At 65.5% G+C, this 25,280-nt stretch carries 16 protein-coding genes and 1 pseudogene; 9 read left to right on the top strand and 8 right to left on the bottom strand.

The window, feature by feature from the left end:
* Positions 1-10: 10 nt before the first annotated feature.
* A complete protein-coding gene (locus C4K40_RS14140) occupies positions 11-1,159 on the bottom strand; it encodes an efflux RND transporter periplasmic adaptor subunit (protein ID WP_031320220.1) in 1,149 nt (382 codons plus the stop codon).
* A 197-nt stretch (positions 1,160-1,356) separates the two neighbouring features.
* Here C4K40_RS14140 and C4K40_RS14145 point away from each other — a divergent pair, with 197 nt between their 5' ends.
* Both C4K40_RS14145 and C4K40_RS32095 read left to right on the top strand, forming a co-directional pair.
* Complete coding sequence (locus tag C4K40_RS14145) at positions 1,357-2,139, top strand: IclR family transcriptional regulator (protein WP_022639909.1); 783 nt, start codon at positions 1,357-1,359, stop codon at positions 2,137-2,139.
* 8 nt (positions 2,140-2,147) lie between these two features.
* Positions 2,148-2,765, top strand: a complete 618-nt coding sequence (locus C4K40_RS32095) for a TetR family transcriptional regulator (protein WP_053129395.1) — start codon at positions 2,148-2,150, stop codon at positions 2,763-2,765.
* 60 nt (positions 2,766-2,825) lie between these two features.
* Here the strand turns inward: C4K40_RS32095 and C4K40_RS14155 are convergent, their stop codons facing one another.
* The 5 genes and pseudogenes from C4K40_RS14155 to C4K40_RS14175 form a co-directional block, all read right to left on the bottom strand.
* Positions 2,826-4,175: a hypothetical protein gene (locus C4K40_RS14155; protein WP_053129398.1), complete on the bottom strand. Its 1,350-nt coding sequence runs from the start codon at positions 4,173-4,175 to the stop codon at positions 2,826-2,828.
* Positions 4,172-10,552, bottom strand: a complete 6,381-nt coding sequence (locus C4K40_RS14160; protein WP_053129401.1) for an AAA domain-containing protein — start codon at positions 10,550-10,552, stop codon at positions 4,172-4,174. The genes C4K40_RS14155 and C4K40_RS14160 overlap by 4 nt, the downstream gene beginning before the upstream one ends.
* A gap of 14 nt (positions 10,553-10,566) precedes the next feature.
* On the bottom strand, positions 10,567-11,202 hold the full coding sequence (locus C4K40_RS14165) for a 4Fe-4S single cluster domain-containing protein (RefSeq protein WP_053129405.1): 636 nt from the start codon (positions 11,200-11,202) through the stop codon (positions 10,567-10,569).
* Positions 11,203-11,204: 2 nt separating this feature from the next.
* Positions 11,205-13,078 (bottom strand): annotated as a pseudogene (locus C4K40_RS14170) (AAA family ATPase).
* 124 nt (positions 13,079-13,202) lie between these two features.
* Positions 13,203-14,117 carry a LysR family transcriptional regulator gene (locus tag C4K40_RS14175; protein WP_022639902.1) on the bottom strand — a complete coding sequence of 305 codons (915 nt, stop codon included), beginning with the start codon at positions 14,115-14,117 and terminating at the stop codon, positions 13,203-13,205.
* 258 nt (positions 14,118-14,375) lie between these two features.
* On the opposite strand from C4K40_RS14175, the gene C4K40_RS14180 reads away from it, so the two are divergent.
* Positions 14,376-15,398 (top strand): zinc-dependent alcohol dehydrogenase family protein, encoded by a 1,023-nt coding sequence (locus C4K40_RS14180; RefSeq protein ID WP_022639901.1) that lies wholly within the window; start codon positions 14,376-14,378, stop codon positions 15,396-15,398.
* A gap of 203 nt (positions 15,399-15,601) precedes the next feature.
* Positions 15,602-17,248: a phosphoglucomutase (alpha-D-glucose-1,6-bisphosphate-dependent) gene (pgm, locus tag C4K40_RS14185; RefSeq protein WP_031320219.1), complete on the top strand. Its 1,647-nt coding sequence runs from the start codon at positions 15,602-15,604 to the stop codon at positions 17,246-17,248.
* A gap of 79 nt (positions 17,249-17,327) precedes the next feature.
* On the opposite strand, the gene C4K40_RS14190 is transcribed toward pgm, so the two are convergent.
* The gene (locus C4K40_RS14190) at positions 17,328-18,023 is read right to left on the bottom strand and encodes a pirin family protein (protein WP_022639899.1); all 696 of its coding nucleotides are present in this window, start codon (positions 18,021-18,023) and stop codon (positions 17,328-17,330) included.
* Between the two features lie 273 nt (positions 18,024-18,296).
* Between C4K40_RS14190 and C4K40_RS14195 the strand changes: the two genes are divergently transcribed.
* Complete coding sequence (locus tag C4K40_RS14195) at positions 18,297-20,762, top strand: UvrD-helicase domain-containing protein (protein ID WP_053129411.1); 2,466 nt, start codon at positions 18,297-18,299, stop codon at positions 20,760-20,762.
* 38 nt (positions 20,763-20,800) lie between these two features.
* Here the strand turns inward: C4K40_RS14195 and C4K40_RS14200 are convergent, their stop codons facing one another.
* Positions 20,801-21,070: a DUF1652 domain-containing protein gene (locus C4K40_RS14200; RefSeq protein ID WP_053129414.1), complete on the bottom strand. Its 270-nt coding sequence runs from the start codon at positions 21,068-21,070 to the stop codon at positions 20,801-20,803.
* Between the two features lie 275 nt (positions 21,071-21,345).
* Between C4K40_RS14200 and C4K40_RS14205 the strand changes: the two genes are divergently transcribed.
* Genes C4K40_RS14205 through C4K40_RS14220 form a run of 4 tightly spaced genes read left to right on the top strand, consistent with a single transcriptional unit; the run spans position 21,346 to position 25,154 of the window.
* Positions 21,346-22,161 (top strand): AraC family transcriptional regulator, encoded by an 816-nt coding sequence (locus C4K40_RS14205; protein WP_053129416.1) that lies wholly within the window; start codon positions 21,346-21,348, stop codon positions 22,159-22,161.
* Positions 22,162-22,212: 51 nt separating this feature from the next.
* Entirely contained in the window at positions 22,213-23,619 is a 1,407-nt protein-coding gene (locus C4K40_RS14210) for an FAD-binding oxidoreductase (protein WP_053129419.1), read from the top strand.
* Between the two features lie 55 nt (positions 23,620-23,674).
* Positions 23,675-24,016: a cupin domain-containing protein gene (locus tag C4K40_RS14215; RefSeq protein WP_022639895.1), complete on the top strand. Its 342-nt coding sequence runs from the start codon at positions 23,675-23,677 to the stop codon at positions 24,014-24,016.
* A 46-nt stretch (positions 24,017-24,062) separates the two neighbouring features.
* Positions 24,063-25,154, top strand: coding sequence for a polyamine ABC transporter substrate-binding protein (locus tag C4K40_RS14220; RefSeq protein WP_053129422.1), 1,092 nt, complete (start codon positions 24,063-24,065; stop codon positions 25,152-25,154).
* The last annotated feature ends 126 nt before the right edge of the window (positions 25,155-25,280 follow it).

The raw sequence follows: 25,280 nt of genomic DNA on the forward strand, positions 1-25,280 counted from the left end.
CAGTGACTCCTCAATGGGCCTGGGGGCCAGCGGCGGCGCCGAACTCGGCCACCAGCTTGACGTTGCCGGCCGCCACCGGCTTGACGGCCAGGCCACTGCGTACGCGCTGCACGCCTTCGGTGACCACTCGCTCGCCATCGGCGATGCCGGCACCGATCAGCCAGGCGTTGCCCACGGTGCGCAGGGTCTGCAGTTCACGTTGCTCGACGGTGTCGTCGGCCTTGACCACCCAGGCGGTGGGTACGCCGCGGGCATCCCGGCCGACCGCTTGTTGCGGGATCAGGATGGCGGCCTGTTGCTCGCCTTCCTTGAGCTGGGCATGGACGAACATTCCCGGCAGCAGCTTGCGGTCGGGGTTGGGGAACTCGGCGCGCAGGGTCACCGAACCGGTGGTGGGATCGACGCTGACCTCGGAGAACTTCAAGGTGCCCTTGAGCGGGTAGGGGGTGCCGTCGTCCAGGGTCAGGCTGACTTGCGCCTGGTCCGGGCCGCTGGCCTGCAAACGCCCGGACTCCAGGGCCTGCTTGAGGCCCAGCAGCTTGGTGATGGGCTGGTTGACGTCGACATAGATCGGATCGAGCTGGGTCACGGTGGCCAGGGCCTGTTCCTGGCCGTTGGTCACCAGTGCGCCCTCGGTGACGGCCGAACGCCCGATACGTCCGGAGATCGGTGCCAGGACCTTGGTGTATTGCACGTCGATACGGGCCATCTGTGCGTCTGCCTGGGCTTGTTTCCAGGTGGCCAGGGCATCGTCGTACTGCTGCTGGCTGACGGCGTTGGTCTTGAGCAGGCGCTCGTAGCGCTGGGCCAGGTTCTGCGCGGTGAGCAGGCTGGCCTCGGCCCGGGCCAGGCGGGCCTGGTAGGTGCGCGGATCGATCTGGTACAGCTGCTGGCCGTCCTTGACCTCGGCGCCTTCGACGAACAGCCGGCGCTGGAGGATCCCGGACACCTGGGGCCGGACTTCCGAGACGCGATAGGCCGAGGTCCTGCCCGGCAGGTCGGTGGTCAGGGTCAGTGCCTGGGCCTTGGCGGTATAGACGCCGACCTCCGGCGCGGGGGCGGCAGCCATTTCCGTCTCCTTGGCGCCGCAACCGGCCAGTAGGCACAAGGCCGCCAGGGGAATGAATGGCCGCGCACACAAAGCTTGCTTGAGTCTCACGCTCGTCTCCTGTTGTGGGACTGAATAGTCAAAAATTACGACTTTTGGTCCGTATTGCGATACAGTGTACCATCATGAGATTCAGCAAATGCAAGCTCGGATTTGCTCGGCTGGCCTGATCGGCCGCTTGCAACTAGAGTGGCGGCCAATCCACAGAACCCGGCACGACGGCCTCGCGGCCAGCCCCAAGGAGTCGTATGAATGATTCGGAAGAAAGCAGCGCCAAGCACGGCGGGATACAGGTCATCGCGCGGGCCGCGTCGGTCATGCGGGCCTTGGGCAGCAACCCCCAGGGCTTGAGCCTGGGGGCCATCGCCCAGGTGGTGGAACTGCCGCGCTCGACGGTGCAGCGCATCATCAATGCCCTGTGCGTGGAGCATCTGGTCGAGACCCTGGGCCCGGCCGGCGGCTTTCGCCTGGGCCCGGCCTTCGGCCAACTGGTGACCCAGGCCCAGGTCGATATCATTTCCCTGGTCAGGCCGTACCTGAGCGCCCTGTCCGAGGAAGTGCAGGAGTCGACCTGCCTGGCGTCGCTGTCCGGCGACAAGGTCTATGTGCTGGATCGCATCGTCGCCGAGCGTGAGTTGCGGGTGGTGTTCCCCATCGGCATCCATGTGCCGGCCACGGCCACTTCCGGCGGCAAGGTGCTACTGGCGCAGTTGTCGAGCGAGGCCCAGCAGGCGCTGCTGCCCGATCCGTTGCCCGTGTGCACCCCCAAGAGCCTGGGGCGTGCGGCCCTGCTGGAACAGTTGCGGGCCATCAAGGGCCGTGGCGCGGCCAATGACCAGGACGAGTACATCGAGGGCCTGTGTTCCTACGCAGTGCTGCTGGACACCTACCTTGGCCATTACTCGATCTCCATCGTCGCCCCCAATTCACGGGCGGCGGCCAGGGGCGAGGCGTTCCAGCAGGCCTTGCAGGCGTGCAAGCAGAAGATCGAGGAGATGATCGGCCGGACTCCTCGCGTGGTCCAGGACTAGCCCCGGCCATGGCCAGGAAGACCGCAGCCGAGGCCGCGCGCACCCGTCGCCGGATCCTGGAGGCAGCCAGCGAACTGTTCTCCCGGGAAGGGGTGTCCAGCACCACCCTGGATCAGATCGCCCGGCAGGCCGGGGTCACGCGGGGGGCGATCTACTGGCATTTCAAGGGCAAGCAGGATCTGCTCGATGCGCTGTTCAGCGAACAGACCCTGCCTCTGGAGAACGACCGGCCGCAAGCCGTGGATTTCCATCGCGGCTGGCAACGGCTGCACGACGACCTGGTGGCCACCGTCAGTGGCGAGGGGCCGCGCCGTCTTTCGGAAATCATGTTGTACCAGGGCGCCTGCGGCAGCGACCCCAGCACCCATCAGCGGCGGTTGGACTGGGTCAGGGGGCTGCTCCAGCATCACCTGCGGCGGCTGCTGGAAACCGCCGTGTCGCGCCAGGAACTGCCGCCCAGCCTCGATGTGCCGGGGGTGCTGGAGTTCTGTTGCATCGCCATTACCGGCCTGCTGTATGAATGCCTGCATGACAACCCGCATCCGCAGGAGGCGATTTCCGCGACCCTGGCGGTGCTGCAGCATGTGGCCAAGGCCCCGCCCCGGCACCTGTTGCTGGAGGGTTAGGGGCCGTGCCAGGAGGCGGGAAACCCCGGGACGTGGCGCAAGCGCTGCTGGACGCTAGGCTCAAAGCGTCCGCTGCTGGAGGTTCGCCGCTTCTCGTTCCTCGTCCATGACCGTGGCTTCCTTGAGCGGCACCTCGCCCACACCCAAGGCGCGTTCGATCAGCAGTTCGCCGCCGCTGTCCTTGAGCAGTGCTTGCAGGCGCTGGAATTCGTTGCACCAGATCGTCTCGATATCCCGATCGCGCCCCTTGTCCCGCTGTGGGTCGAGGGCCACAGCGCGCACCTGCAGGCGGCCGTTGTCGGCCTTGCCACCGACTTCGACGCCGTAACCTGGGGTGGCGCTCTTGCGCAGCACCACCTTGCCGGACTCGGCCCAGGCGGTGGCCATGCCTTCGCGAACCTCGTAGCCGAGCCGGGCCAGCCCCTCGAGCATGGCCTGGCGCCGGGCCAGTGCAGCCTGGGCCTGTAGCACAGCGGTGAGCGCGGCCTCGCATTCGGACTTCAGCGCTTGCAGCAGCGCCAGGTCGCTGTGCTCGTGGCACTCGGCGACCTGGCGCAGCAGGGCCGGGTGATCGGTCGTGGCATGGGTATGGAGTTCGCTGGCCAGGTCCTGCACCTGGCCAAGCAGCTCGCGGCGCTGCTGGAAGTCGCGCGTGGCCTCGGCCAGTTCGATCACCAGGCTGTCGAGCAACAGGTTGCGCTGTTGCGCTTGCTCCTGGGCTTCGGCCCGGGCCAGCCGTTGCAGGAACGGGGTCGCGGCTGGTGCGCCCTGGAGCAGTTGCAGTTCGGCGATATGCCGGTCGATGCGTTGCAGGCGCGGATCACGCTCGGCTGGCTGTTGCGCGGCGATCCACTGTTCGAGGCTGGCTTGGGGTGTCTCTTCGCGCAGTTGCCGGGCCAGTTCGCGTTGACGCTCGCTCAAGCTGTCCGTCTCGTCGACCCTGGCCAGCTGGCTGAAGCCCTGGGCCAGGACCTGCTGCGCATGGGCGAGGTCGGTGCCTTCGGCCAGGCGCGCCACGTCTTGCAACAGCTCGGGCGCAACCGCTGCCTGTGCAGCGCGCAGGGCGCCGAGCAGGGTCGCGGCATTTTCTTGCTGGCGGCGCTGGCGCTGGCGTTGTTCGGTCGCACGCAGCACCGCGCGTTCCTCGCGTTCTGTCTGGTCGCGGCGCAGGTACTCGATCTCGATCGGCACGGCTCTCTGCAATTGGGCGAACTGTTCCTGGCCGAGCAGGGTGCGCAGGCGTTCAGCGCGGGCGCGGGTGGCGTTGCGTTGTTCCTCGTTCAACTCGCCGAGCCTGACGGCCTGGGCTTCCCAGCGGGCCATGGCCTGTTCCAGGCGCTGCAGGTGCCCCTCGCACAGGGCGATGATTTCTTCGCGGGTGACGATCCGCACAACCTTGGGACCACTCATGGGCAGATCTCCGTATCGCTGGAAGGGGCCGTGACCGGACCTGGCTGGGCGGACGGCAGTGCCCGTTCGATGGCCTCGCGCAGACGGGCGCGTTCGTTGTCGCCGTCGTGGTACCAGGCCTGGGACGACACCCGGTGGATATGCGGGATCGCCCGGCGCAGGACCGACGGGCGCCAGATCTCCCGGGCGCGGGCGCGTTCCAGCAAGGTGTGGCTAGGGGCGTCGCATTCGATGCCGATGGCGTAGGTCCCGGTACCGGGGTTTTCGATGGCGAAGTCCAGGCCGAAGGCGTCGCCCTCGCTGGCCGGCGCGGCCTGCCAACCCTGGGCCTGGAGGTATTGGCCGACGATCCTGGCGAAGCCGTCGCGATCCTGGCCCTGGCCGCGTTGCAGGTTGCCGCGGTCGGTCTGCAGCCGGTCGAGCAGCTTGCCGGTGTAGGCGAACTCCCCGGCGCACAGCGCCCGGGCGTATTCCAGGTAGCCTTGCAGGTAGTCCCTGGGGCTGGCCGGCGCACGGTGGGTATTGAGCATGTCGGAGATGTCGCCGATGGGCATCGAGGTGATCATCACCACCTTGTGCCGTGCGCGGGTGACCGCCACGTTCAGGCGCCGTTCGCCGCCGGTCTGGCCAAGTACCCCGAAGCTGCGGCGGAAGGTGCCCTGGCTGTTGCGGCCGAAGGTCGAGGAGAAGACGATCACGTCGCGCTCGTCACCCTGGACGTTCTCCACGTTCTTGACGAACACCGACATGTCCTCGCCGTCCTCGCTGCGTTCGCGCTCCTGGGCGTAGGTGCTGCGGAACACCTCGTCCTGGGCGGCGTGGGCCTCCAGGTGTTCCTCGATCAGCTCGGCCTGCTTGCGGTTGAAGGTCACCACGCCGACCGAGGGGCGCTCTTCGTAGGGTTGGCGCCACAGCTCGGCCAGGTACTGCACGACACGCTCGGCTTCCTGGGCGTTGCTCTGGTTCTGGTACAGGCCTTCGACCTGGATCAGCTCCAGCGGCTTGACTCGCTCGATGCTGGCTTGTGGATGGCGTACGGGCACATTCAGGCGGTTGCCATAGAACGAGGCATTGGAGAAGCCGATCAGCTCGCGGTAGGCGGAGCGATAGTGGATCTGCAACGTGGTGCTGGGCAGGGCATTGCGCGCCAGTTGCAGCAGGTCGGGGCAGTCCTTGATCTCTCGGCGGTTCCAGGTGTCTTCGAAGGCCTCGCGTTGCTCCTGGTCGGCTTCTGCGTCGGGCTCGTCGCCGTCGAACAGTTCGGCTTCGTCGCTTTCCACCCGGCTGGAGAAGAACGCCGTCGGCGGCATCTGCTTCTCGTCGCCGCTGACCACCGTGACCTGCCCGCGAAACAGGGTCGGCAGGGCGAACTCCACCGGCATCTGCGAGGCTTCGTCGTAGATCACGGTATCGAACAGGCCGGCCTTGAGCGGCAGCACGCGACTGGCCACGTCCGGGTTCATCAGCCACACCGGGCGCAGGTTCATCAGCCCCAGCGGCGCGCCCAGCTCGATGAATTCGCGCAGGCGCCGCGAGCGCTTGCCGGTGAGCCGGGTCACGTCTTCCCATTGCTTGCGATTGCCCAGGCGCGAGGGATCGATGCCCTTGGCCAGCAGCTCGCGGTTGAGCTCGCGCATGCGGGTATCGGCCTGGGCCAGGCTGGCGACCTTGGCCTGGGTTTCGTCCTGGCCGTACAGCAACTCGGGGTTGGCTTGCTCGATGCGGTGCTTCCAGCCCAGCCGCGCCTCGCGGTTCAGCAGGCGGCGCACGGCGGCTTCCAGTTGCTCGGGCGCCAGGGCGTCCAATTGCGCCTGGCGTTGGCGTAGCAGGGCCAGCAGCTCCAGCTCCTCTGGGCCCAGCAGGCTGGCTCGGCCACGGAACGCCTGGTAGGCGCCGAGGCAGGGCAGGGCTTGTTGCAGGCGGGCCAGGGGCAACTCGTTGCTCTGGTTGTGCTCGATAGCCTGTTGCAGTTGCCCAAGCAGCTCGGCGCCCAGCCAGTGGCCGAGCAGCTTGAGCTGGTCGAGGCTGGTCTGGCGTACGCCCTGGCGAATCAGTGAGGCGTCCAGGTCACCGAGCAACGCTTCGAACTCGCGCTTGTCGCCGCTGAGCACCGCAGCGTCGGCCTGGCGGGCGCGGGGCGATTGGGCCAGGGCCTGGGCCAGGACCTGGATCTCCAGCAGCTGGCGGATGTCGTGGGTGACCGTCGCGCTCAGCTCCAGGCCGGCTTCGGGGGCCGGGGCGTCCAGTCCCAGCTCCCGTTGCAGGGCCGTGAGTTCGGCGCGCAGCGGGCGCCATTGGCGCTCCAGGTCGATGGCCGCGTGCAGTGCGGGCAAGACCTCCTCGACCCGGTTTTCACCCCGTTCCTGCAGGAACTCGCGCAGCCGGCCACGGCGCAGCAGCTGCAAGGGGTTGATCCGCGACCACCAGGAACGGGCGGCCATGACCTTGGCGCAATCCTGGCCCAGGCTGCCGAGGCGCTTGTGGTCGATCAGCCCCAGGGCGGGCGACAGCACCGCCTGGTAGCGATCTTCCGGCAACTGGCGCAGTTGCTGCTGCAATTGCCGCAGCTCGTCGAGGATCGCCTCGCCACGGGGCAGCGGTTCATGCTCGCGCAGGCGGAACAGCGGTAGCCAGCGGGCCAGGCGCAGCCGCTGCTGCGGGTCCAGGTCGAGCAAGGTGGCGACGTGGGCCGCCATCCATGCGCGGTAGGGCGCGGGGTCGTCGATCTCGAAACTGGCCGGATGCGCTTGCAGCGTGGCCTGGCGATCGGCCTCGGCCTGGGCGAAGTCCCGCAGGTTGTCGTCGAAGGCTTGCAGGGTCGGGCGATCGGCGGCGAAGGCTTGCAGCTGCGCCAGGGGGCTGCCTTCGTAGCGTGCCGGCAACCACAGGCGAACCAGCGGCGCGCAGCGCTCTTCCAGGCGGGTCAGGCTGGCTGGGTCCAGGGGCGCCAGGTGCTGGCGCAGGGCCGGGAATTCCAGGGGCGCGGGGCCATCTTCCAGTTCGATCAGCTCGCCCAACAGGCGGCGATAGCTCAGGCCGCTGGCCGGGTCCGGGTGATGCAGGCTCTGGTGGTAGCGATCGAGCTCGCCCTCGAGGGCCTCGATGCGCGCCGCTGTCTGTTCACGCTGGCGCAACCAGCCCTGGCTGTCGCCGCCAGCGACGAACAGGGCCTCCAGCTGCTCGCGGATACTGCGGATGATCGGTTCGCGGTCGCGGTTGACGTCGTTGAGCATGACGATGCGCTGGCCAAGCCCTTCGGCCACCAGGCGTTTGTGCACCACCTCCAGCGCCGCATGTTTCTGGCAGACGATGAGCAGGCTGCGCTGGCGGCCGATGGCGTCGGCCACCATGTTGACGATGGTCTGGCTCTTGCCGGTGCCGGGTGGCCCCTCCACCAGCAGGCCGGGGCCTTGCCGGGCCTGGAGTACTGCCGCTTCCTGGGACGGGTCGCTGGCCACGGTGAAATAGCGCTGCAGCTCGCCGGGATCGGCCGGTGGCTGTTCGTCCTCGCCATTCCTGAGGCGCAAGGCGGTCTCGAGGCCCGTGCCGTTGGGTGACAGCGACTTGAGCTGGCGCAGGTCCTCGCCAATGGCCTGGCCCATGAAGGTGACATGGAACAGCACCGCCGCGCAGGCCAGTTCGTCCTGGTAGGGCGCGACCTCCACCGTGCTGGCCGGCAGGCTGGCGAAGGTGCGCGAGCGTACGCCGGCGAGCATGCCGAAGGCATCCATCACGTCGCTGGTGCGGATGGACGAGCGGCCGAGCAATTCATCGGCGGTCTTGCGCCAGAGTTTGCAGGTCTCGGCGCCGAGCACGCTGTCCAGCGCGGGGTTCAGGCGCACCTCTTCGCGTTCGCCGTCGAAGGCCAGCCGCGCGTTGCCGCGCTGGCCCAGCTCCAGCAGCAGTTTCACCGGCCACAGCAGCAACGGGATGATCCGCGGGCGGGCGTTGCCGCGCGGATCGCGGCTGAGCAAGAAGGGGAAGCCCAGGTAGAGCCCGTCGATGCCGGTATCGCGCTTGTACAACGCGCTCTGGCGGTACAGCGCATGCAGTCGGGCCTCGATCCGCGGATCGGCCTGGAAGCATTCCGGGTCGAGGTTCACCGCGCGCTCGTTGCGCTGCAGCAGGTGGTCGAGCAGGGCGGCGGCGGGGCGGCGTTCGCTGTGCAATTCGGCCAGGTCGACGCGGGCGGTGGTCTTGCCGATGTTCATGCGCACCAGCGGGCCGCGCATCACCGCGGTGACCACCTTCTTTTCGAAGAAGTCGAGTATCTGCGATACGTAGTGCTGCTTTTGCGGCTCCAGCCACTGGCTCTCGGGAATGGCCAGCAGCACCAGTACCTTGGCCAGGGGCATGCGCCGTTCCAGGCGAAACTGCTCGGCCCACTCATCCACCGCCGGCACGCCGCTGCGGGCGAAACCACGGATGCGCTCGTCGACGCTGCGGTACAGCTCCTGGCGCGGGTGCTCAAGCAGTGCGCTTGCTTGCTCGCTGTCGAACCAGCCGACCTCGGTGCGCTGGGCCAGCTCGGTGGCTTCCTGGATGATCGAGTCGACCGAGCGGAATTGCTCGATGGCGGCGCTGAGCAGCACGATCAGGTCTTCTTCGGCGATCACTCGCCGTTCCGACAGGTAGGCCAGGCCAGGATGCTCGGTATCCGGCAGCAGGCGCTGGCGCTCTTGCCACTGGGTGGCGAGCCTGGCGCGAGAGGTCGACAGCAGGTAGATGCGCAGGGTCTCTTCCACCAGTTCGACCTGCTGGTGCAGGGCGCGCTGGCGCACCTGCTCGGCGCGCAGCTTGAGGCGCGACAGCCAGTTGTCGGTCTGCAGCTGCTCCAGCAGATCGGGAGCCGAACCGCTGATCAGCCGGTAGCCTTCCAACGGGTGTTCGAGCAACCAGCCTGGGGTGACGATGTCGCCGCGATGGATCAGCGGCACTTGCGGATTGAGCAGCTTGAGCGCCAGCATCAGGCGCAAGTCGTCTTCCAGGCCGTCATGCTGGACCACCTGGCGCAGGCCGGCGAGCAGCGAGGAGGGCAGGCCGAGCTGTTCGGCCCAGGTCACGATCACCCCGCGCAGCAGGTGGTCCAGGGCCTGGGCCCAGTGTTCGGCCTGGGCCGCGGCCAGGGCGAACACCCGGGGTTTGTGGTAGTGGCGCTGGCCCAGCTGCAAGGTGGCGCCTTCGCCGTCGTCGCGCTCCTGGAACGACGAGGCCGGCGCCGCGACCGGATGGCCATCGAGCCAGGCCTCGACCTCAGGCCACTGCCAGCGCTGGTGCCGGTCCCGGGCCAGCAGCCCGCGCAGCAACAGGTTGAGCCCCGGGTCCAGGTCATCGGGGATCGGCACCCCGTTGGCCAGTACATGAATAAGGAAGGCATTGGCATGGATGCCTTCGAAACAGGCGCCCTGGGTCAACTGCTCGAGCAGGATCATCCCCAGGCTCCACCAGTCCGAGGCCGCGGCTACCCCGCCGGCGATGGCTTCCGGGGCCATGTAGCGGCTGGTTTCCAGGGGCGACACGATATCCAGGTCGAACTCCGACAGGCGCGCCGAGCCGAAGCCGCTGATCACCAGGTCCAGCGGCTCGCGGGCGCGTACCAGCAGGCTGGCCGGGCGCAGGTCGCGATGGCGCAGCCCGGCTTCGTTGAAGGCATGCAGCGCCTGGCCCAGTTCCCGGACCACATGGCGCACGCTGTCGGCGTCGCGAATGATGCTGCCCAGGTCCGCCAGGGTGCCGCCGCTGAGCTCTTCGATGACCTCGTAGGCCCGGCCGTCCCAGCGTCCGGTGGCGATGATCTCGGGCACATGCGCACGGGGCAGGCGGCGGATCACGTCGTAGATCGCCGGGTCGGGTTCGGCGCCGGGGCGGTAGAGCGTCAACACCGCCTGGAATGGCGTTGCCTGGTGGCTGGCCAGGTAGCGTTCGCGCACACCGTCGGTGCTGCTGATCTGGCGAATCAACGCCCAGCCGTCGATCAGGGTCTGGCTGGGGCTGGCCGGGTCGTCTCCGGTATCAGGGAGTGCCGGCCCAGGCGTCGCGTTGCCAGGAACCTGGTCCTGGGCCGGGGGCGCGTCGCACTCCAGGCACATCAAGTCGCCTGGTTCCATGGCATGGCCGTTGCTGCAAACCAGGCCCGGCGCGATGGTCTCGGGCTGGGCCGGGGCCTCTGGCGGCGGGCTGTCCTGGCCTGGGCCGTGCCGGGGCATGGGATCTTGCGGCAGGGCGTCTTGGGTGACGATGACCTGGGGCCGCCAGCCGTCGGCGCGCAGCGGTTCGCCGGCCAGGTCCCAGTTACAAGGGTGCTGGTCGACGGTGCCTTCGCAGAACAGCTCCTGGAGTGGGCGTTCGGTCTGGCAATTGGGGCAGAAGCGAATCATCGGGAGAATTCCATTCAGTGGCGGTGCGCACTGGTCTGTATTTGGTGGCCTTGCTCCTGCAGCAGGTCGCGCAGGTGCAGCAGGTCGTCACGTCGGGGGATGCCGGCCATCCAGACGCTGCCATTGGCGTCGAACATCAGGTCCAGGGCCTTGTCGGCGGCTTCCAGTGGACGTTCATAGGACGCCAGGCGCGCATGGCCGAGGGGCGTGAGCAGGGTCAGGCGCTGGTTGTCGCTGCCGCGCAGCGCCAGGGATTGTTCGAGGCGTTCCTCGTAGGGGTCGCTGATCAGCCCGTCGATCAGACCCTCGGCCTTGCGTAACTGGGGTTGCAGGCGCTCCAGCGGATAGCCGCTGTAGACCAGGATGTCCACCGGACTTTGGCGGCGCAGCCCTTGGAGTAAAAGCAGCAGGGCCTCGAACTGATCGAAGGGCTCGCCGCCGGACAGGGTGATGCCGTCGGCTTCGCGCAGCCAGGGCGCCAGTTGCGTGAGCAGCTGGTCGATGTCCAGGCGCCGCTGGCCCGGTCCCCAGGTATCGGCGGAAATGCACCCGGGGCAGCGGATGCTGCAACCCTGGAACCAGATGCCCAGGCGCCGCCCGGGGCCCAGGGTGGTGACCGGGAAATGCACCCGCGACAGGCTCAGTTGCATCTTCAGCGGCGTTCCATGAGCAACCCGCCGGCGTCCAGCGCGGTGATCGAGAAACGCTCGCCCGGCTGCGCATCCTGATCAAACAGGGCCCGGGACAATGGATTGAGCAGGCGCGCCTCGAGCTGGTTGCGAATGCCCCGGCCGCCATTGGACAGGTCATGCAGGCACAGCGTGCGCAGGCCTTGGCGGGCCTGGGGGCTCAATTCGATGAACAACGCCTGTTGCTGTTGCAGGTCCTTGAAGGTGGTGTCGACCATCTGCTCGAAGATCTGGATCGCCACATCCTCGCGGATGAAGTCGAAGACGATGATGTTCTCGCCAATGCGGTTGAGGATCTCCGGGCGGTTCAGCACCAGCTTGAAGTAGCGGTCGATCTCGTTGTGGACCTTCTCCTGCATCTGTTCGAAGGGTTCGCCGGGCAGCACGTTGGCAACGCGCTCGCCGTTGTCGCCCTGGCGATAGATGCCCAGGTTGGAGGTGAACACGATCAGCGCCTCGGAGAAATACACCCGGTCGCCGCGCCCGGAGGTGAGCACGCCGTCGTCGAGGATCTGCAGGAATTTATCGAGGATGCGCGGGTGGGCCTTCTCGATTTCGTCGAACAGCACAACGCTGAAGGGTTTTTCACGGATGGCGTTGGTCAGCTCGCCGCCCACGTCGTAGCCGACATAACCGGGCGGTGCGCCGATCAGGCGCTGGTCGGCGTGCTCGGCACTGAACTCCGACATGTCGAAGCGGATATAGGCGCTTTCATCGCCGAACAGCAAGCTGGTGATGGTCTTGGCCAGTTCGGTCTTGCCCACGCCCGTGGGACCGGCGAGGAAGGCCACGCCCCGGGGCCGGTTGCCCTTGCGGCTGGCGCCGACCCCGGTCATCGCCCGCTTGACGATGTCCAGCATGTGGGTCACCGCATGATCCTGGCCCTTGACCCGCTGGTGCACTCGTTCATCGGCCTGGCGGATCTGCTGGCGGTCGATGCGCAGCCAGGGATCTTCGGTGACCCCGATCTTGTAGCGGCGCACGGCATCGGCGATCTGCTCCATGGCCACGCCCTCGACCCGTGCCAGTTGAGCGATGGCGCTCAGATCGAGCAGCAGCAGGCCTTCGGTATTCTGCACGAAGGCATCCACCGCCTCGCGCGTGCTGTCCTCGCTGGCTTCCTGGCTGCCGGCCAGGCTCTTGAGCAGGGCCGGGGCCAGGGCACGGCGGGTCAGCTGGTCGGGCCGGGATACCGGAATGTGGCGCAGCCGCGGGTTGTCCACCAGCAGCCAGTCGGGCAGGTCGCCTTCCTTTTCCACCAGCCACAGCAGGGTATTGAAGAAGGGTTTGCGCAGCTCCGGCAGCGGCCGGCTGCGGGCCTGGTGGGAGTGCACCAGGGCCTGGGTGAACAGCTGGTGTTCGGCGGCGCTGAGAGAGTCGTTGCGCACCACCAGGCGCGAAGCGAAGTCGATGACCAGGGCAATCGGCGGGCCGGCGCGATTCACCAGGTGCTGCACGGTGGCGGCCAAGAGATCGGGGCCTGCCGGGGCGGCGCCATCCACCGGGGTCAGGCCCAGCTCCTTGAGCAGGGTCTGGCCCGCGGCCGGATCGCTGTCCGGCTTGCCGATGGCGCGCATGCCGGTCACCGGGTCCCACGTCAGTACATGGGCGTAGCCGGCCGCGAGCAGGGTGTCGCAGAGGGTCTGGTTGAAGCTCAGGGCCGTGACCGTGCCGGGGGCCACCTCGCTGGCCTGCAAGTCGCGGATATTGCCGGACAGGACAAACTGGCTCTTGAGTGGCAGGAAGCGGACCAGATCACGCATCCAACGTGGGCTTTCAAACGGTGTATTCCCTGACATGTTTCAGCTCGTAACCTTGGGCGGTGGTGGCAGGGTATTGCCCCATGCTCAGGTTTTCCAGCTTCGGGTTAGGAAATTTCCTGCTTATTGATGGTGCCGGTCGATACTGGCGGGGACCTGGTCAGCGAGCCTGCAGATCGATGGAAAGTCCCGGGCGTGGCCTTAGAGGCTATCCGGGTCCCCGAAGAACATCTGGATCCGCGAGCGCAGCCAGCGCTCTCCAGGGTCGTTGTCCTGGGAGCCGCGCCAGGCCATGTGCATTTCGAAGCTGCGCACCGGCAGGGGCGGGTCTTCGGCACGTACGCCGCCGGCGGCGGTGAGAGCTTCGGCGGTGTAGTCGGGGACGGTGGCGAGGATATCGGTGCCGGCCAGCAGGGTGCTCAGGCCGTTAAATTGAGGCACCGCCAGCACGACATGGCGCTTGCGCCCGAGCTTTTCCAGTTCTTCATCGATGAAGCCGCTCAGGTCGCCGGCGAACGACACCAGGGCGTGGGGGCGGGCGCAGAAGTCGTCCAGGCCCAGTGGACCGGGTACGGTGTCGGCGCGCAGCAGCTTGGGCATGCTGCGGCGCAGGACCTTGCGCTTGGCGTTAGCCGGCAGGTCGGTGGTGTAGCTGACGCCGATGGAGATCTCCCCGGAAGCCAGCAGCGAGGGCATCAGCAGGTAGTTGGTCCGGCGCACCACTAGCACGATGCCTGGGGCTTCGGCGCGCAGGCGCTTGAGCAGCATCGGCAGCAGTGCGAACTCGACGTCGTCGGACAGGCCGATGCGAAATACCGCATTGCTGGTGGCCGGGTCGAACTCGGCAGCGCGGCTCACGGCGGTGGAGATCGAGTCCAGGGCCGGGGACAGCAGGGCAAAGATCTCCGTCGCCCGGGCGGTAGGCTCCATGCTACGGCCGGTACGCACGAACAGCGGGTCGTCGAACAGGTTGCGCAGGCGCGACAAGGCCGCGCTGATGGCGGGCTGGCCAAGGAACAGTTTCTCGGCGGCGCGGGTCACACTGCGTTCGTGCATCAATGTTTCGAACACGATCAACAGATTCAGGTCGACACGACGCAGGTCATTACGATTCATCTGGAGTCCTGGCAGATTCAGCGAGCTTGACTGGAGCGGCCATATCGAAACAATGGCCGGCGTGAATCTTACGGGTAAAGGCTGCTACTCTGCACCGGCTAATTGCCTGGCAGGCGGCTCGCAGCCCTCCCAGCCCCGATTTTCAAGGGCACGGAATCGATGACAGGCATGTCGACTATTAATAGGCGCTGATAGTCTTGCTTTCAAAGCCCGGATAAAGTCCGCGGCATTAGAGGTTATTTTTTGACGAGGTTTGCGATGTCCCGCACGATTCGTTTTCACAAGTTTGGAGCGGCCGAGGTGCTCAAATGCGAAGAGCATGCGGCTTCGTTGCCTGCGCCAGGCGAAGTGCAGGTACGAGTCGAAGCCATCGGTATCAGCTGGTATGACGTGCTCTGGCGGCAGAACCTGGCCTCCTCCCATGCCCGCCTGCCCTCCGGCCTGGGTCATGAGATGGCCGGTGTGGTCACCGCCGTGGGCGAGGGGATCGAGGACCTGGCGGTCGGCGACAAGGTCGCCAGCTTCCCCGCCGAGAGCCCCAACGACTACCCGGTGTATGGCGAGCAGATCGTCTTGCCGCGCTCGGCCCTGACCCGTTATCCGGAGGTCTTGAGCCCGATCGAGGCGGCGGTGCACTACACGCCGTTGCTGATCGCCTACTTCGCCTACGCCGACCTGGCCCGGGTCAAGCCCGGGCAGTTCGCCCTGGTCACCGATGCCAGCCACTGCGCCGGGCCGGCCTTCGTGCAGCTGGGCAAAGCCTTGGGCGTAAGGGTGATCGCGGTCACCAAGAATGCCGACGAGCGTGAATACCTGCTGTCCCTGGGGGCGGAAAAAGTCATAGTCACCGAGGAGCAGGACCTGCTGATGCAGGTCAACAAGCTCACCGACAGCCGTGGGGTCGACGTGGTCTTCGATGGCCTCGGCGGGCCGCAGATGTCGATGCTCGGCGATGTCCTGGCGCCCCGTGGCAGCCTGGTACTGTACGGCTTGCAGGGCGGCAACCAGACACCGTTCCCGGCTTGCGCGGCGTTCCAGAAGAACATCCAGTTCTTCGTGCACTGCATCGGCAACTTCACCGGCAAGCCCGAGCTGGGCATCAGCCAGGACCAGGTGGCGCTGCAGCGCGCCCTGCGCGACATCAACCAGTTGACCGCCGACCGGGTATTGCTGCCGCTCAAGACCCGGGTGTTCCCGTTCAACGAGTTCGTCCAGGCGCACCGCTACATGGACGAATGCCCATGCCGCGAACGAGTCGCCTTGCAGGTCGAGCCGGCCTGACCCGATCCCAGGCCCCCAGTCGCGGGGCCTGGTGCTTTTTCCTTCCTTCTTTCCTGCTCCCTGCTACCGCCCATGGCCGGTATTGCGGGCGTATATCCGTCGATAAATCTTGCTGTCGATTCCGGGATAGATTCCGTCGCGCGATGGTCGAACTGCCAGTAAACTGCGCGGCATTTCCGAACCATCCTTTTTTGAGGTTTTGCATGACTCTCAGTCCTTTTGCGGGCAAACCGGCACCAACGCAGTTGTTGGTCGACATCCCGCGACTGGTTACGGCGTACTACACCGGTCAGCCTGATGCATCGGTTCCTACCCAGCGCGTGGCCTTCGGTACCTCCGGGCACCGTGGCAGCTCGTTTGACCTGAGTTTCAATGAATGGCACGTCCTGGCCATCAGCCAGGCCATCTGCCTGTACCGCGAAGCCCAGGGCATCGATGGCCCGCTGTTCCTCGGTATCGATACCCACGCCCTGTCCACCCCGGCCGGGGCCAGCGCCCTGGAAGTGCTGGCCGCCAACGGCGTGACCGTGATGATCGCCGAAGGCGACGAATACACGCCGACGCCGGCGGTGTCCCACGCCATCCTCTGTTACAACCGCGGTCGTACCTCGGGCCTGGCGGACGGTATCGTCATCACGCCGTCGCACAACCCGCCACAAAGCGGTGGCTTCAAGTACAACCCCACCAACGGCGGCCCGGCCGATACCCATATCACCAAGTGGATCGAGGCCAAGGCCAACGAACTGCTGGCGGCCCGGCTCGCCGGGGTCAAGCGCATCAGCCATGAACAGGCGCTGAAGGCCGACACTACCCATCGCCACGACTACCTCAATAGCTATGTCGCCGACCTGATCAACGTCATCGACCTGGATGCCATCCGCAACGCCAAGCTGCGTCTGGGCGTGGATCCGCTGGGTGGAGCAGGGGTGCGCTACTGGTCGGCGATCGCCGAGCACTACAAGCTGGACCTGGACGTGGTGAACCGTGAAGTGGACGCGACTTTCCGCTTCATGTCGGTGGACTGGGACGGGCAGATCCGCATGGACCCATCCTCCAGCCACGCCATGCAGGGCCTGATCGGCCTGAAGGAGCGCTTCGACGTGGCCTTCGCCTGCGACCCGGACCACGACCGCCACGGCATCGTCACCCCCAGCGGTGGCTTGCTGGCACCGAACAACTACCTGGCGGTGTCCATCGACTACCTGTTCCAGAACCGTCCGCACTGGCGTGCCGATGCCGCGGTAGGCAAGACCGTGGTCAGCAGCGGTTTGATCGACCGCGTGGCGGCCCGCCTGGGCCGGCGCTTGTATGAAGTGCCGGTGGGCTTCAAGTGGTTTGCCGACGGCTTGTTCGACGGCTCCCTGGGCTTTGGCGGCGAAGAAAGTGCGGGTGCTTCGTTCCTGCGTCGGGATGGCGGTGTGTGGTGCACCGACAAGGACGGCCTGATCCCGGCGTTGCTGGCGGCGGAAATGACCGCTCGCACGGGGCGCGATCCGAGCCAGGCCTATCGTGCATTGTGTGGTGAGCTGGGCGAGCCGTTCTCGGTACGGGTCGATGCCAAGGCCAACCCGCAACAGAAGGCGTTGCTCAGCAAGCTGTCGCCACAGCAGGTGACCTCCACTGAGCTGGCGGGCGAGCCGATCCAGCAGATCCTCAGCCACGCTCCGGGCAACGACCAGGCCATTGGTGGCTTGAAGGTCATGACCGAGAACGGCTGGTTCGCCGCTCGGCCGTCGGGCACGGAGGACATCTACAAGATCTACGCCGAAAGCTTCATCGGCGACGATCACCTCAAGCAATTGGTAGAGCAAGCCCAGGCCCTGGTGGATGGCGCCATCAGCGGTAACTGATCAGGCGATTGCCGGCAATAAAAAAGGGGCGACCATCACGGTCGCCCCTTTTTTATTCGCCGCTATGCCGTGTCCGGTCTCAGGCCAGGTCCACCAGGACGATCTCGCTGTCCTGTACGGCGGTTACCCGTAGCACCTGTTCATCCTGCACGGCGACGCCGTCTCGAGCTTCGGCGCGCAAGCCGTTGATCTCGATGACCCCGGTGGCCGGCACCAGGTAGGCGCGGCGGCCACTGTCCAGGCGATACTCGGCGCTTTCACCGGCCTTGAGGTTGGCTGCCACCAACCGCGCATCGGCACGGATGCGCAGGCTCTGTGCGTCGCCATCCTTGCCGCTGGCCAGGGTCACGAAGCCTTCACGTTGCCCCTTGGGAAACGGTTTTGCGCCCCAGGAAGGCGCAGAGCCGGCCTGGTTGGGGATGATCCAGATCTGGAAGATCTTGGTTGGCGTGTCTTCAAGGTTGTACTCGCTGTGGGCGATGCCGGTACCGGCACTCATCACCTGCACGTCGCCAGCCTCGGTACGCCCCTTGTTGCCCAGGTTGTCCTGGTGGCTGATGGCGCCTTCGCGCACATAGGTGATGATCTCCATATCCCGGTGCGGATGCTGCGGGAAGCCGGTGCCAGGGGCGATCACATCGTCATTCCAGACCCGCAGGTTGCCCCAGTGCATGCGCTCGGGATCGTAGTACTCGGCAAAGGAAAAGTGGTGATGGGCATCCAGCCAGCCGTGGTTGGCGCCGCCCAGGGAACTGAAGGGTCTGAGTTCAAGCATGATCGTCTCCTGATCAAGGCTCGTCATGGCATGTTGCACCTGGCCAAGGACGATAGCCGTGGGTTGATGGCGTGCATCTTCTATCAGTCATTGATCGATAAAAAGCGCAAAAAATGCCTTTATCCAATCGATAAATTAGATGTTTTATCGAGACGAAAGCTGGTGTCAAACCTTCGCTTCATCGCTTAAGTTGATGACCTGCAAGCAATTCGCTGGATGCTCCGAGAAAATCCAGCGACCATTACCGCTCAAGCACCACACCCTGGAGTCCGCGTGTCGCAACACACCCCCGATCTGCCCCCCGAGCTCATGCCCCTGGCCCAGATGTCGTTGTTCAAGCGCCTGGCGGCGCGTTTCTTCGGCCACGGCCTGACCCGCCTGCGAGCCCAGCATCGGGCTTCCTGGCTGCACGGCCAGGCCGATGGCTTTCGCAGTGGCCATACCGCGGGCGTGGAGTACGGCTACCGCGAGGGGCGACTCGAAGGCTTGGAGGAAGGCCGCCAGGTGTTGCTGATCCGCGACAGCCGCGATACCGAGCACAGGCCCCCTGGCGTGGATGACCGGTTGTTCGACGATTGGCGCCTACCCCTGGGGGCCGAGCTGAAGAAGCGCTTCAAGGCCGATGTCGCGCGCTTGCTGGCGCCCGAGGCCCAGCCCAGCGCCGCGCAATGGAAAATGATCTTCAGCGACACTCCAGCTACCGCGGTGATCGCTGGCGCCGGGGCCGGCAAGTCGACCTCGCTGGTGCTGCGTCTGCTGTTGCTCCATCACTACCTGGGGTTCGAGCTGGACTCCATGACCGTGGTGACCTTCACCCGGGAGTCGCGCAAGGATTTCATCGCCAAGCTGATCCAGGTGTTCGCCCTGTGGGACCGGCAACTGGATGCCCGGCAGGCCCGGGACCTGGTACGTACCTTTCATTCGCGGATCCTGCCCATGGTTCGCAGCCTGCCGGGGTTCGAGCGGCTGCAGGCGTTCGAGAACCTCAACGAGCGGCAACCGGGCCACGATGCCGAGGTGGACAGCAACCCCTTCGACCTGCGCATCAACGATGCCCAGCGCCAGCACCTCAATGCCTGCTACCAGGCGCTGTACAACAACGACGAGCGTTTTCGCCAGGCCTTGAAACCGCTGTTGCGCCACGCCCTGCAACTCAAGGAGCTGGAGCGTGACCACCCGGATGTGCAAAAGCGCATGGCCGTCACCGAACTGGCGGCCAAGCGCGACGAAGAACTGTGCGACACCCTCGAGGACCTGTGGTTCAGGGCCGGGGCCTGGCCGATCAAGGGTATCGAACCCAAGCGCCAGCGCTTCGAGATCAACGGCGCACCGTTCCACTGTCATGGCTACTGCGCCGAACTCGATGCCTGGGTGGTGCTGGGCTTCGACCCACGGGAAAACCCGCAGATCACTCGGCCCGGGGCCAAGCTGAGCGTCCGTGCGGAGTGGGCGGTAAAGCGCACCCTGTTTCAAGCTTTCTGTCATAAGCCATTGATTTGGCTTGATAGTTATGAAGATTCAAAGCGCGCCCTCGGTGCTTTTTCGGCCCAGGCCAGCGCCGGCCCTGGCTTCGATTACCGGGTAAAGGGCGAGCTGGCTTCGGCGCCGTTGCTGGACTGTTTCGTCGCCGCCGCCGGGTTCATCGAGAACCTGGGGCTGGAGGTGGGCGACGCCGTGGGTCGCATGAGCTTTGCCCAGGACGACCCAGATCGGTACTTCTTCGAGGCCCTGAGCTTGTTCTGGCGTGCCCTGGAGGACCATCTGCTGGACCAGTCGCCACCGATCATGACCTATAACCGCATGTTCGCCCTGTTCAGCGAGCGTTCGCCGGAGAACTTCAAGCTGTTGGCCGACGCCTGCCTGAGGCCGATGTCGCACCTGATGATCGACGAGTTCCAGGATGTTTCGCCGCAGATCGTCTCCTGGATCAAGGCCAGCCTCGGCGAGATCCGCCGCCGTGGCGCAGCCCTGCATCTGGGGCGGGGGGCACAGCATTCCTCGCTGTTGTGCGTGGGTGACGACTGGCAGTCGATCTATGGCTGGAGGGGTAGCTCGCCGCGCTACTTCATCGAGTTCAACAAGGAGTTCGTTTCGCCGAGCACCACCCGGGTCATGCTCAGCGAGAACTACCGCAGTCATCAGCATGTGATCGATGCCGCCGAGCACATTGTCCGTGCGGCCCCGGCCATCGCCGGGAAAAAGGCCAAGGCCAGCGGCGAGGCCCGCGAGCCATGGCCGGTGCAGGTGCTGGATCGGGATGACGAAGGCTTGGCCCTGCGTTTGGCGGAGCACTATCGACAGGGTGATTCGATATTGATGTTGTTTCGAAAAAGTAGCGATAACTTATTGATTGAAAGCAGTATTTCACAAATAGTTAATGTTGATTCTAGCTTGCCGTTGGCGGCTCGCCGGCTCAAGCAACTGACCTATCACAGCGCCAAGGGGTTACAGGCGGATGTGGTGTTCCTGCTGGGCGATTGCCAGCACCTGAGCAGCTCACCCTACAAGAACCAGGTGTATCGCATGGCCGGGCTGGGCAAGGACGGCGACGCCACGCCCTACGACAGCGCCCAGAAAGACGAGATCCTGCGTCTGGCCTATGTGGGTATCACTCGTGCGGTCAAGCATTGCTACTGGTATGTCGAGCGCCAGGACTCCAGTGCGGGCAATGCTCCGAGGGCCTCGGACCGGGTGCCGAAGGACAAGCCGTACTTCCAGGATCTGCGACAACGGCCATGAAAAAGCCCGCCGGTTGGGCGGGCCTGGGTGACGGGGGATCAGGCCTTGAGGGCCAGGGAGGGCGAGAAGGCTTCCAGCTCATCCTCCACCGCCTCGATTATTCGTTCGACGTCTGCGGCGCTCATCACCGTTGCGCAGGGAATACCGGCGATGGCGATCATGGTTTCGCCGCTGGCGCGGTCGAAGAGCCGGGCGATCATGCTGCCAGGCGCATCCATGCTGGCTTCGAAACCCATGGGATGAAAATGCCAGCGCATCAGCTGGCAGGCGTTGGGAAAGGTGACTTTGCTGGCCCAGACTGTGTTCATCGATGGCCCACCTTGATTCATTGAGCGCTTCCTTGTGCTCGCGGTAGGAACGAGGGCTCGTCGCTGAGCCGCTCGGTTGAGGCTCTAAAAATAGCACCGGGTCATGGGCGCTTGCAGTTTTTTTGGCCACCGTCCGGCGGTTCGTTCATGAAAGTTTGATGCCAGTCACGCCTGCATTGGATGACCGAGCGTGTTGTTTGTCCCGGTTATCGGGGTAGTGATTGCCGCTTGTCGGCAAGTTCGGCAAGCTGCACTTTTTTCTTCTCGGAAAATCTATGGCTGCCGCTGATGATGGGCCCCTGCAAGCCGCCATCACCGGCGATACGGTGATGCGCTACCACCTGTGCTGGAAACTGCGCGATCTCGAAGGGGTGATGGCGCTGTATCACCCGCAGATCCAATACAACGACTTCTTCCAGAACCGCACGCTGGCCCTGGCCGACCTGCGCGAATACGTGCAGGCCAGCATGCCGCGGGCCCCGGACGAGACCCTGGAGCACTGCGATCGCATCCGTCTGGATGGCGACACGGCCTTCATCCAGTACCAGGTGACCCTGAGGGGCGGCCAGGGGCTGGTGTCGTTCCGGGCCAGCGAAGCGATCACCGTACGCGACGGCCTGATCTGGCGGGTCAACGAATATGCGGCCCTGGTGCGCGAAGGGTCTTCGGCCCAGCCTGCCGGCGGCCCGCGTCCGGCAGCCAGCCGCCTGGGGTTGTCGCCGCGCCAGCTGGGGCGCATGGCCGAAGACCTGGAGCAGTATTTCCAGCACCAGCAACCCTATCTGGACCCAGAGCTGGACCTGCAACGGGTGGCCGGCGAATCCGGCTACAGCCGCAACCAGATTTCCTACCTGCTCAACCAGGTGTTGGGCCAGAGCTTCTACCGCTACGTGAACCAGGCGCGCCTGCAACATGTGCTGGCGGCTCTGGAGCAGGCTGTGCCGCCGCTGCGGATCGATGAGCTGGCCTTCGCCGCGGGCTTCAATTCACTGTCGGCGTTCTACAACTGCTTTCGCCAGCACACCGGCCAGACCCCCAAGGCCTATGCCCGGGAAATTTCCTTGCGTGCACGGGCACAAGACAGCGCCTGAGGCCGGGCACTAGCATCGGCCCATCGAAAGTTCGGTTGGCGGAGTGTTGGCATGCCTGCTTGGCGCAATATCAGTTTGTGGATGGATCAGCTCGACGAGCCGCTGACCCCCCGGCCAGCCCTGGAACGGGACCTGGACCTGGACGTGGCGATCATCGGCGCCGGCTACACCGGCCTGTGGACCGCCTATTACCTCAAGCGCCTGGAGCCGGGGTTGAAGATCGCCGTATTCGAGGCGCAGATCGCCGGTTTCGGTGCCTCCGGGCGCAATGGCGGCTGGCTGATGGGCAACCTGCTGGGCGAGGACCGCTTGCTGGCACCGCTACCGGTCGAACAGCGCCGGGCCTCCTATGAACTGCTGCATGGCATACCCGATGAGGTGGCCAGCGTCATCGAACGTGAAGGCATCGACTGCGATTACCGCAAGGGCGGCGTGCTGTATTGCGCCGCTCGTTATCCGGAGCAGCACGCCAGCCTGCGCCAGTACCTGGCGCATCTGCATGACCAGGGCCTGGGCGAGGCCGACTACCGATGGCTGACTCCCGAGCAACTGGCTGGACAACTGCGCGTGGCCAATGCCTATGGGGCGATCCAGGCTGCCCATTGCGCCACCATCCAGCCGGCCAAGCTGGTGCGCGGCCTGGCCCGGGCGGTGGAGCGCCTGGGGGTGGAGCTCTACGAGAACAGCCCGGTGACCCATTGGCAGTCCGGCAGCCTGCAGACTCCACGGGCGGCGGTGTGTAGCCGCTGGATAGTACCGGCGGTGGAGGGCTATTCGGTGACCCTGGCACCCCTGGGGCGCTACCAACTGCCGGTGCAGAGCCTGCTGGTGGCCACCGAGCCGCTGCCCCAGTCCACCTGGGACGAGATCGGCCTGAGCCAGGGCCAGGCCTTCAGCGAGGGCAGTCGCCAGGTCACCTACGGTCAGCGCACCCTGGATGACCGCCTGGTGTTCGGCGCCCGGGGTGGCTATCGGTTCGCCGGCAAGCTGCGCCACGACTTCAACCTGAGCGAGGAGGAAGTGCAATTGCGCCGCTACCTGTTCGGCGAGCTGTTTCCACAACTCAAGAACGTGCGCATCACCCATGCCTGGGGCGGCAACCTGGGCATGTCGCGCCAGTTCCATCCGCACATGCTCTGCGACCGCCGCAAGGGCATCGCCCTGGCGGGTGGCTACGGTGGCGAAGGAGTGGGGGCCAGCAACCTGGGCGGCCGGACCCTGGCCGAGCTGATTCTGCAGCGCGACAGCCCCTTGGTACGCCAGCCCTGGGTCCTGCCCGAAGGCGGCCTGGAGCGACTGCGGGCCTGGGAGCCCGAGCCCTGCCGCTGGCTGGGCTACAACGCGATCATTCAAAGCTTCGTTCACGAAGACCAGACCTTGGCCAATCCGGCCACGGCTCCCTGGCGGCGCAGGATGGCCAGCCGGATCGCCGGGTTCATGGAAGGCTTCATGCACTGACCCGGCTTCACCTGCCGGGCGCTGTGCGCTCGGCGCTTCCGCCTGAGGTAGCACCATGAGCATCACGCAATTGAAGAACACCGCCACGGCCATCCTCGAGCAGTCGGCTCCGGTCGCCGTGCCCCTGGGCGAGCCGTTGGCCGTGACCTCGGTCACCGCCGTGGAGCGCAGCGACGGGGTCGAGACCGGCATCTGGGAGTGCACGCCAGGACGCTGGCGACGGCAGATCGTCGCCCAGGAGTTCTGCCACTTCATCCAGGGTCGCTGCACCTTCACCCCCGATAACGGCGCAACCGTGCACATCCAGGCCGGCGATGCCTTGATGTTGCCGGCCAACAGCACCGGGACCTGGGACATTCTTGAGACTGTGCGCAAGACCTACGTCCTGATCTTCTGATCGCCAACTGCCTGCCAATAACAAAACCAACCACAGGTATCGCTCCATGACCCGCAAGACTCGCGCTTTGCTGCTGAGCCCGTTGTGCCTGGCCACCGCCCTGGCCCAGGCCGCCGATACGGTGAAGATCTACAACTGGTCCGACTACATCGCACCGGACACCAACCGCCAGTTCCAGAAGGCAACCGGGATCGGTTTCACCTACGACGTCTATGACAGCAACGAAACCCTGGACGGAAAGTTGATGACCGGAAAATCCGGTTACGACGTGGTCTTTCCTTCCAACCACTTCATGGCCCGGCAGATCCAGGGCGGGGCCCTGAAGAAGCTCGACAAGACCCAATTGCCCAACTGGCAGAACCTCAACCCGGTGCTGCTCAAGGCCCTTGAGGTCAATGACCCGGGCAACCAGTACGGCTTCCCCTACCTCTGGGGCACCACGGGCATCGGCTACAACGTGGCCAAGGTCAAGGCAGTGCTAGGGGACGATGCACCATTGGATTCCTGGGACCTGATCTTCAAGCCCGAGTACATGCAGAAGTTGCAGAAGTGCGGGGTGGCGATCCTGGACAACGGCCCGGAACTGATACCGGCAGCCCTGAACTACCTGGGATTGGCGCATCACAGCAAGAATCCGGCGGACTACAAAAAGGCCGAAGCCTTGCTGATGAAGGTCCGGCCTTATGTGAGCTATTTCCATTCCTCGAAGTACACCAGCGACCTGGCCAACGGCAACATCTGCGTGGCAGTGGGCTTTTCCGGAGACATCCTGCAGGCCGAAAGCCGCGCCAAGGAGGCCGGCAACGGTATCCAGATCGGTTACTCGATTCCCCGGGAGGGTTCGCCGCTGTGGTTCGACATGGTGGCCATGCCGGTGGACGCCCCGGATGAGAAGGCCGGCTACGCCTACATGGACTACCTGCTGCGTCCCGAGGTGATGGCCGAAGTCAGCAACCACGTGCATTACGCCAATGGCAACCAGCAAGCCGACAGCCGGGTCGATCCGGCGATCAAGGGCGACCCCAAGATCTACCCGAGTCCGGCGATGATGGACAAGCTGTTCGCCTTGCAGGCCATGCCGCTGGATATCGACCGGCTCCGCACCCGTTTGTGGAACAAGATCCGCAGCGGCAACTGACAGCCCAAGCCGCTAACAGGCCGTTGAAAAACCTAGGCAAGGCAGCCAGCGCAAGGCAAAAACAGGCGAAAAAGCGCAGTTTACGAGTGCTGAATGAGCATTTTGACCGGGTTGGCGCACCAGCTT

Origin of the sequence: Pseudomonas sp. CMR5c (assembly GCF_003850545.1) — a bacterium.
Lineage (GTDB): Bacteria > Pseudomonadota > Gammaproteobacteria > Pseudomonadales > Pseudomonadaceae > Aquipseudomonas > Aquipseudomonas piscis.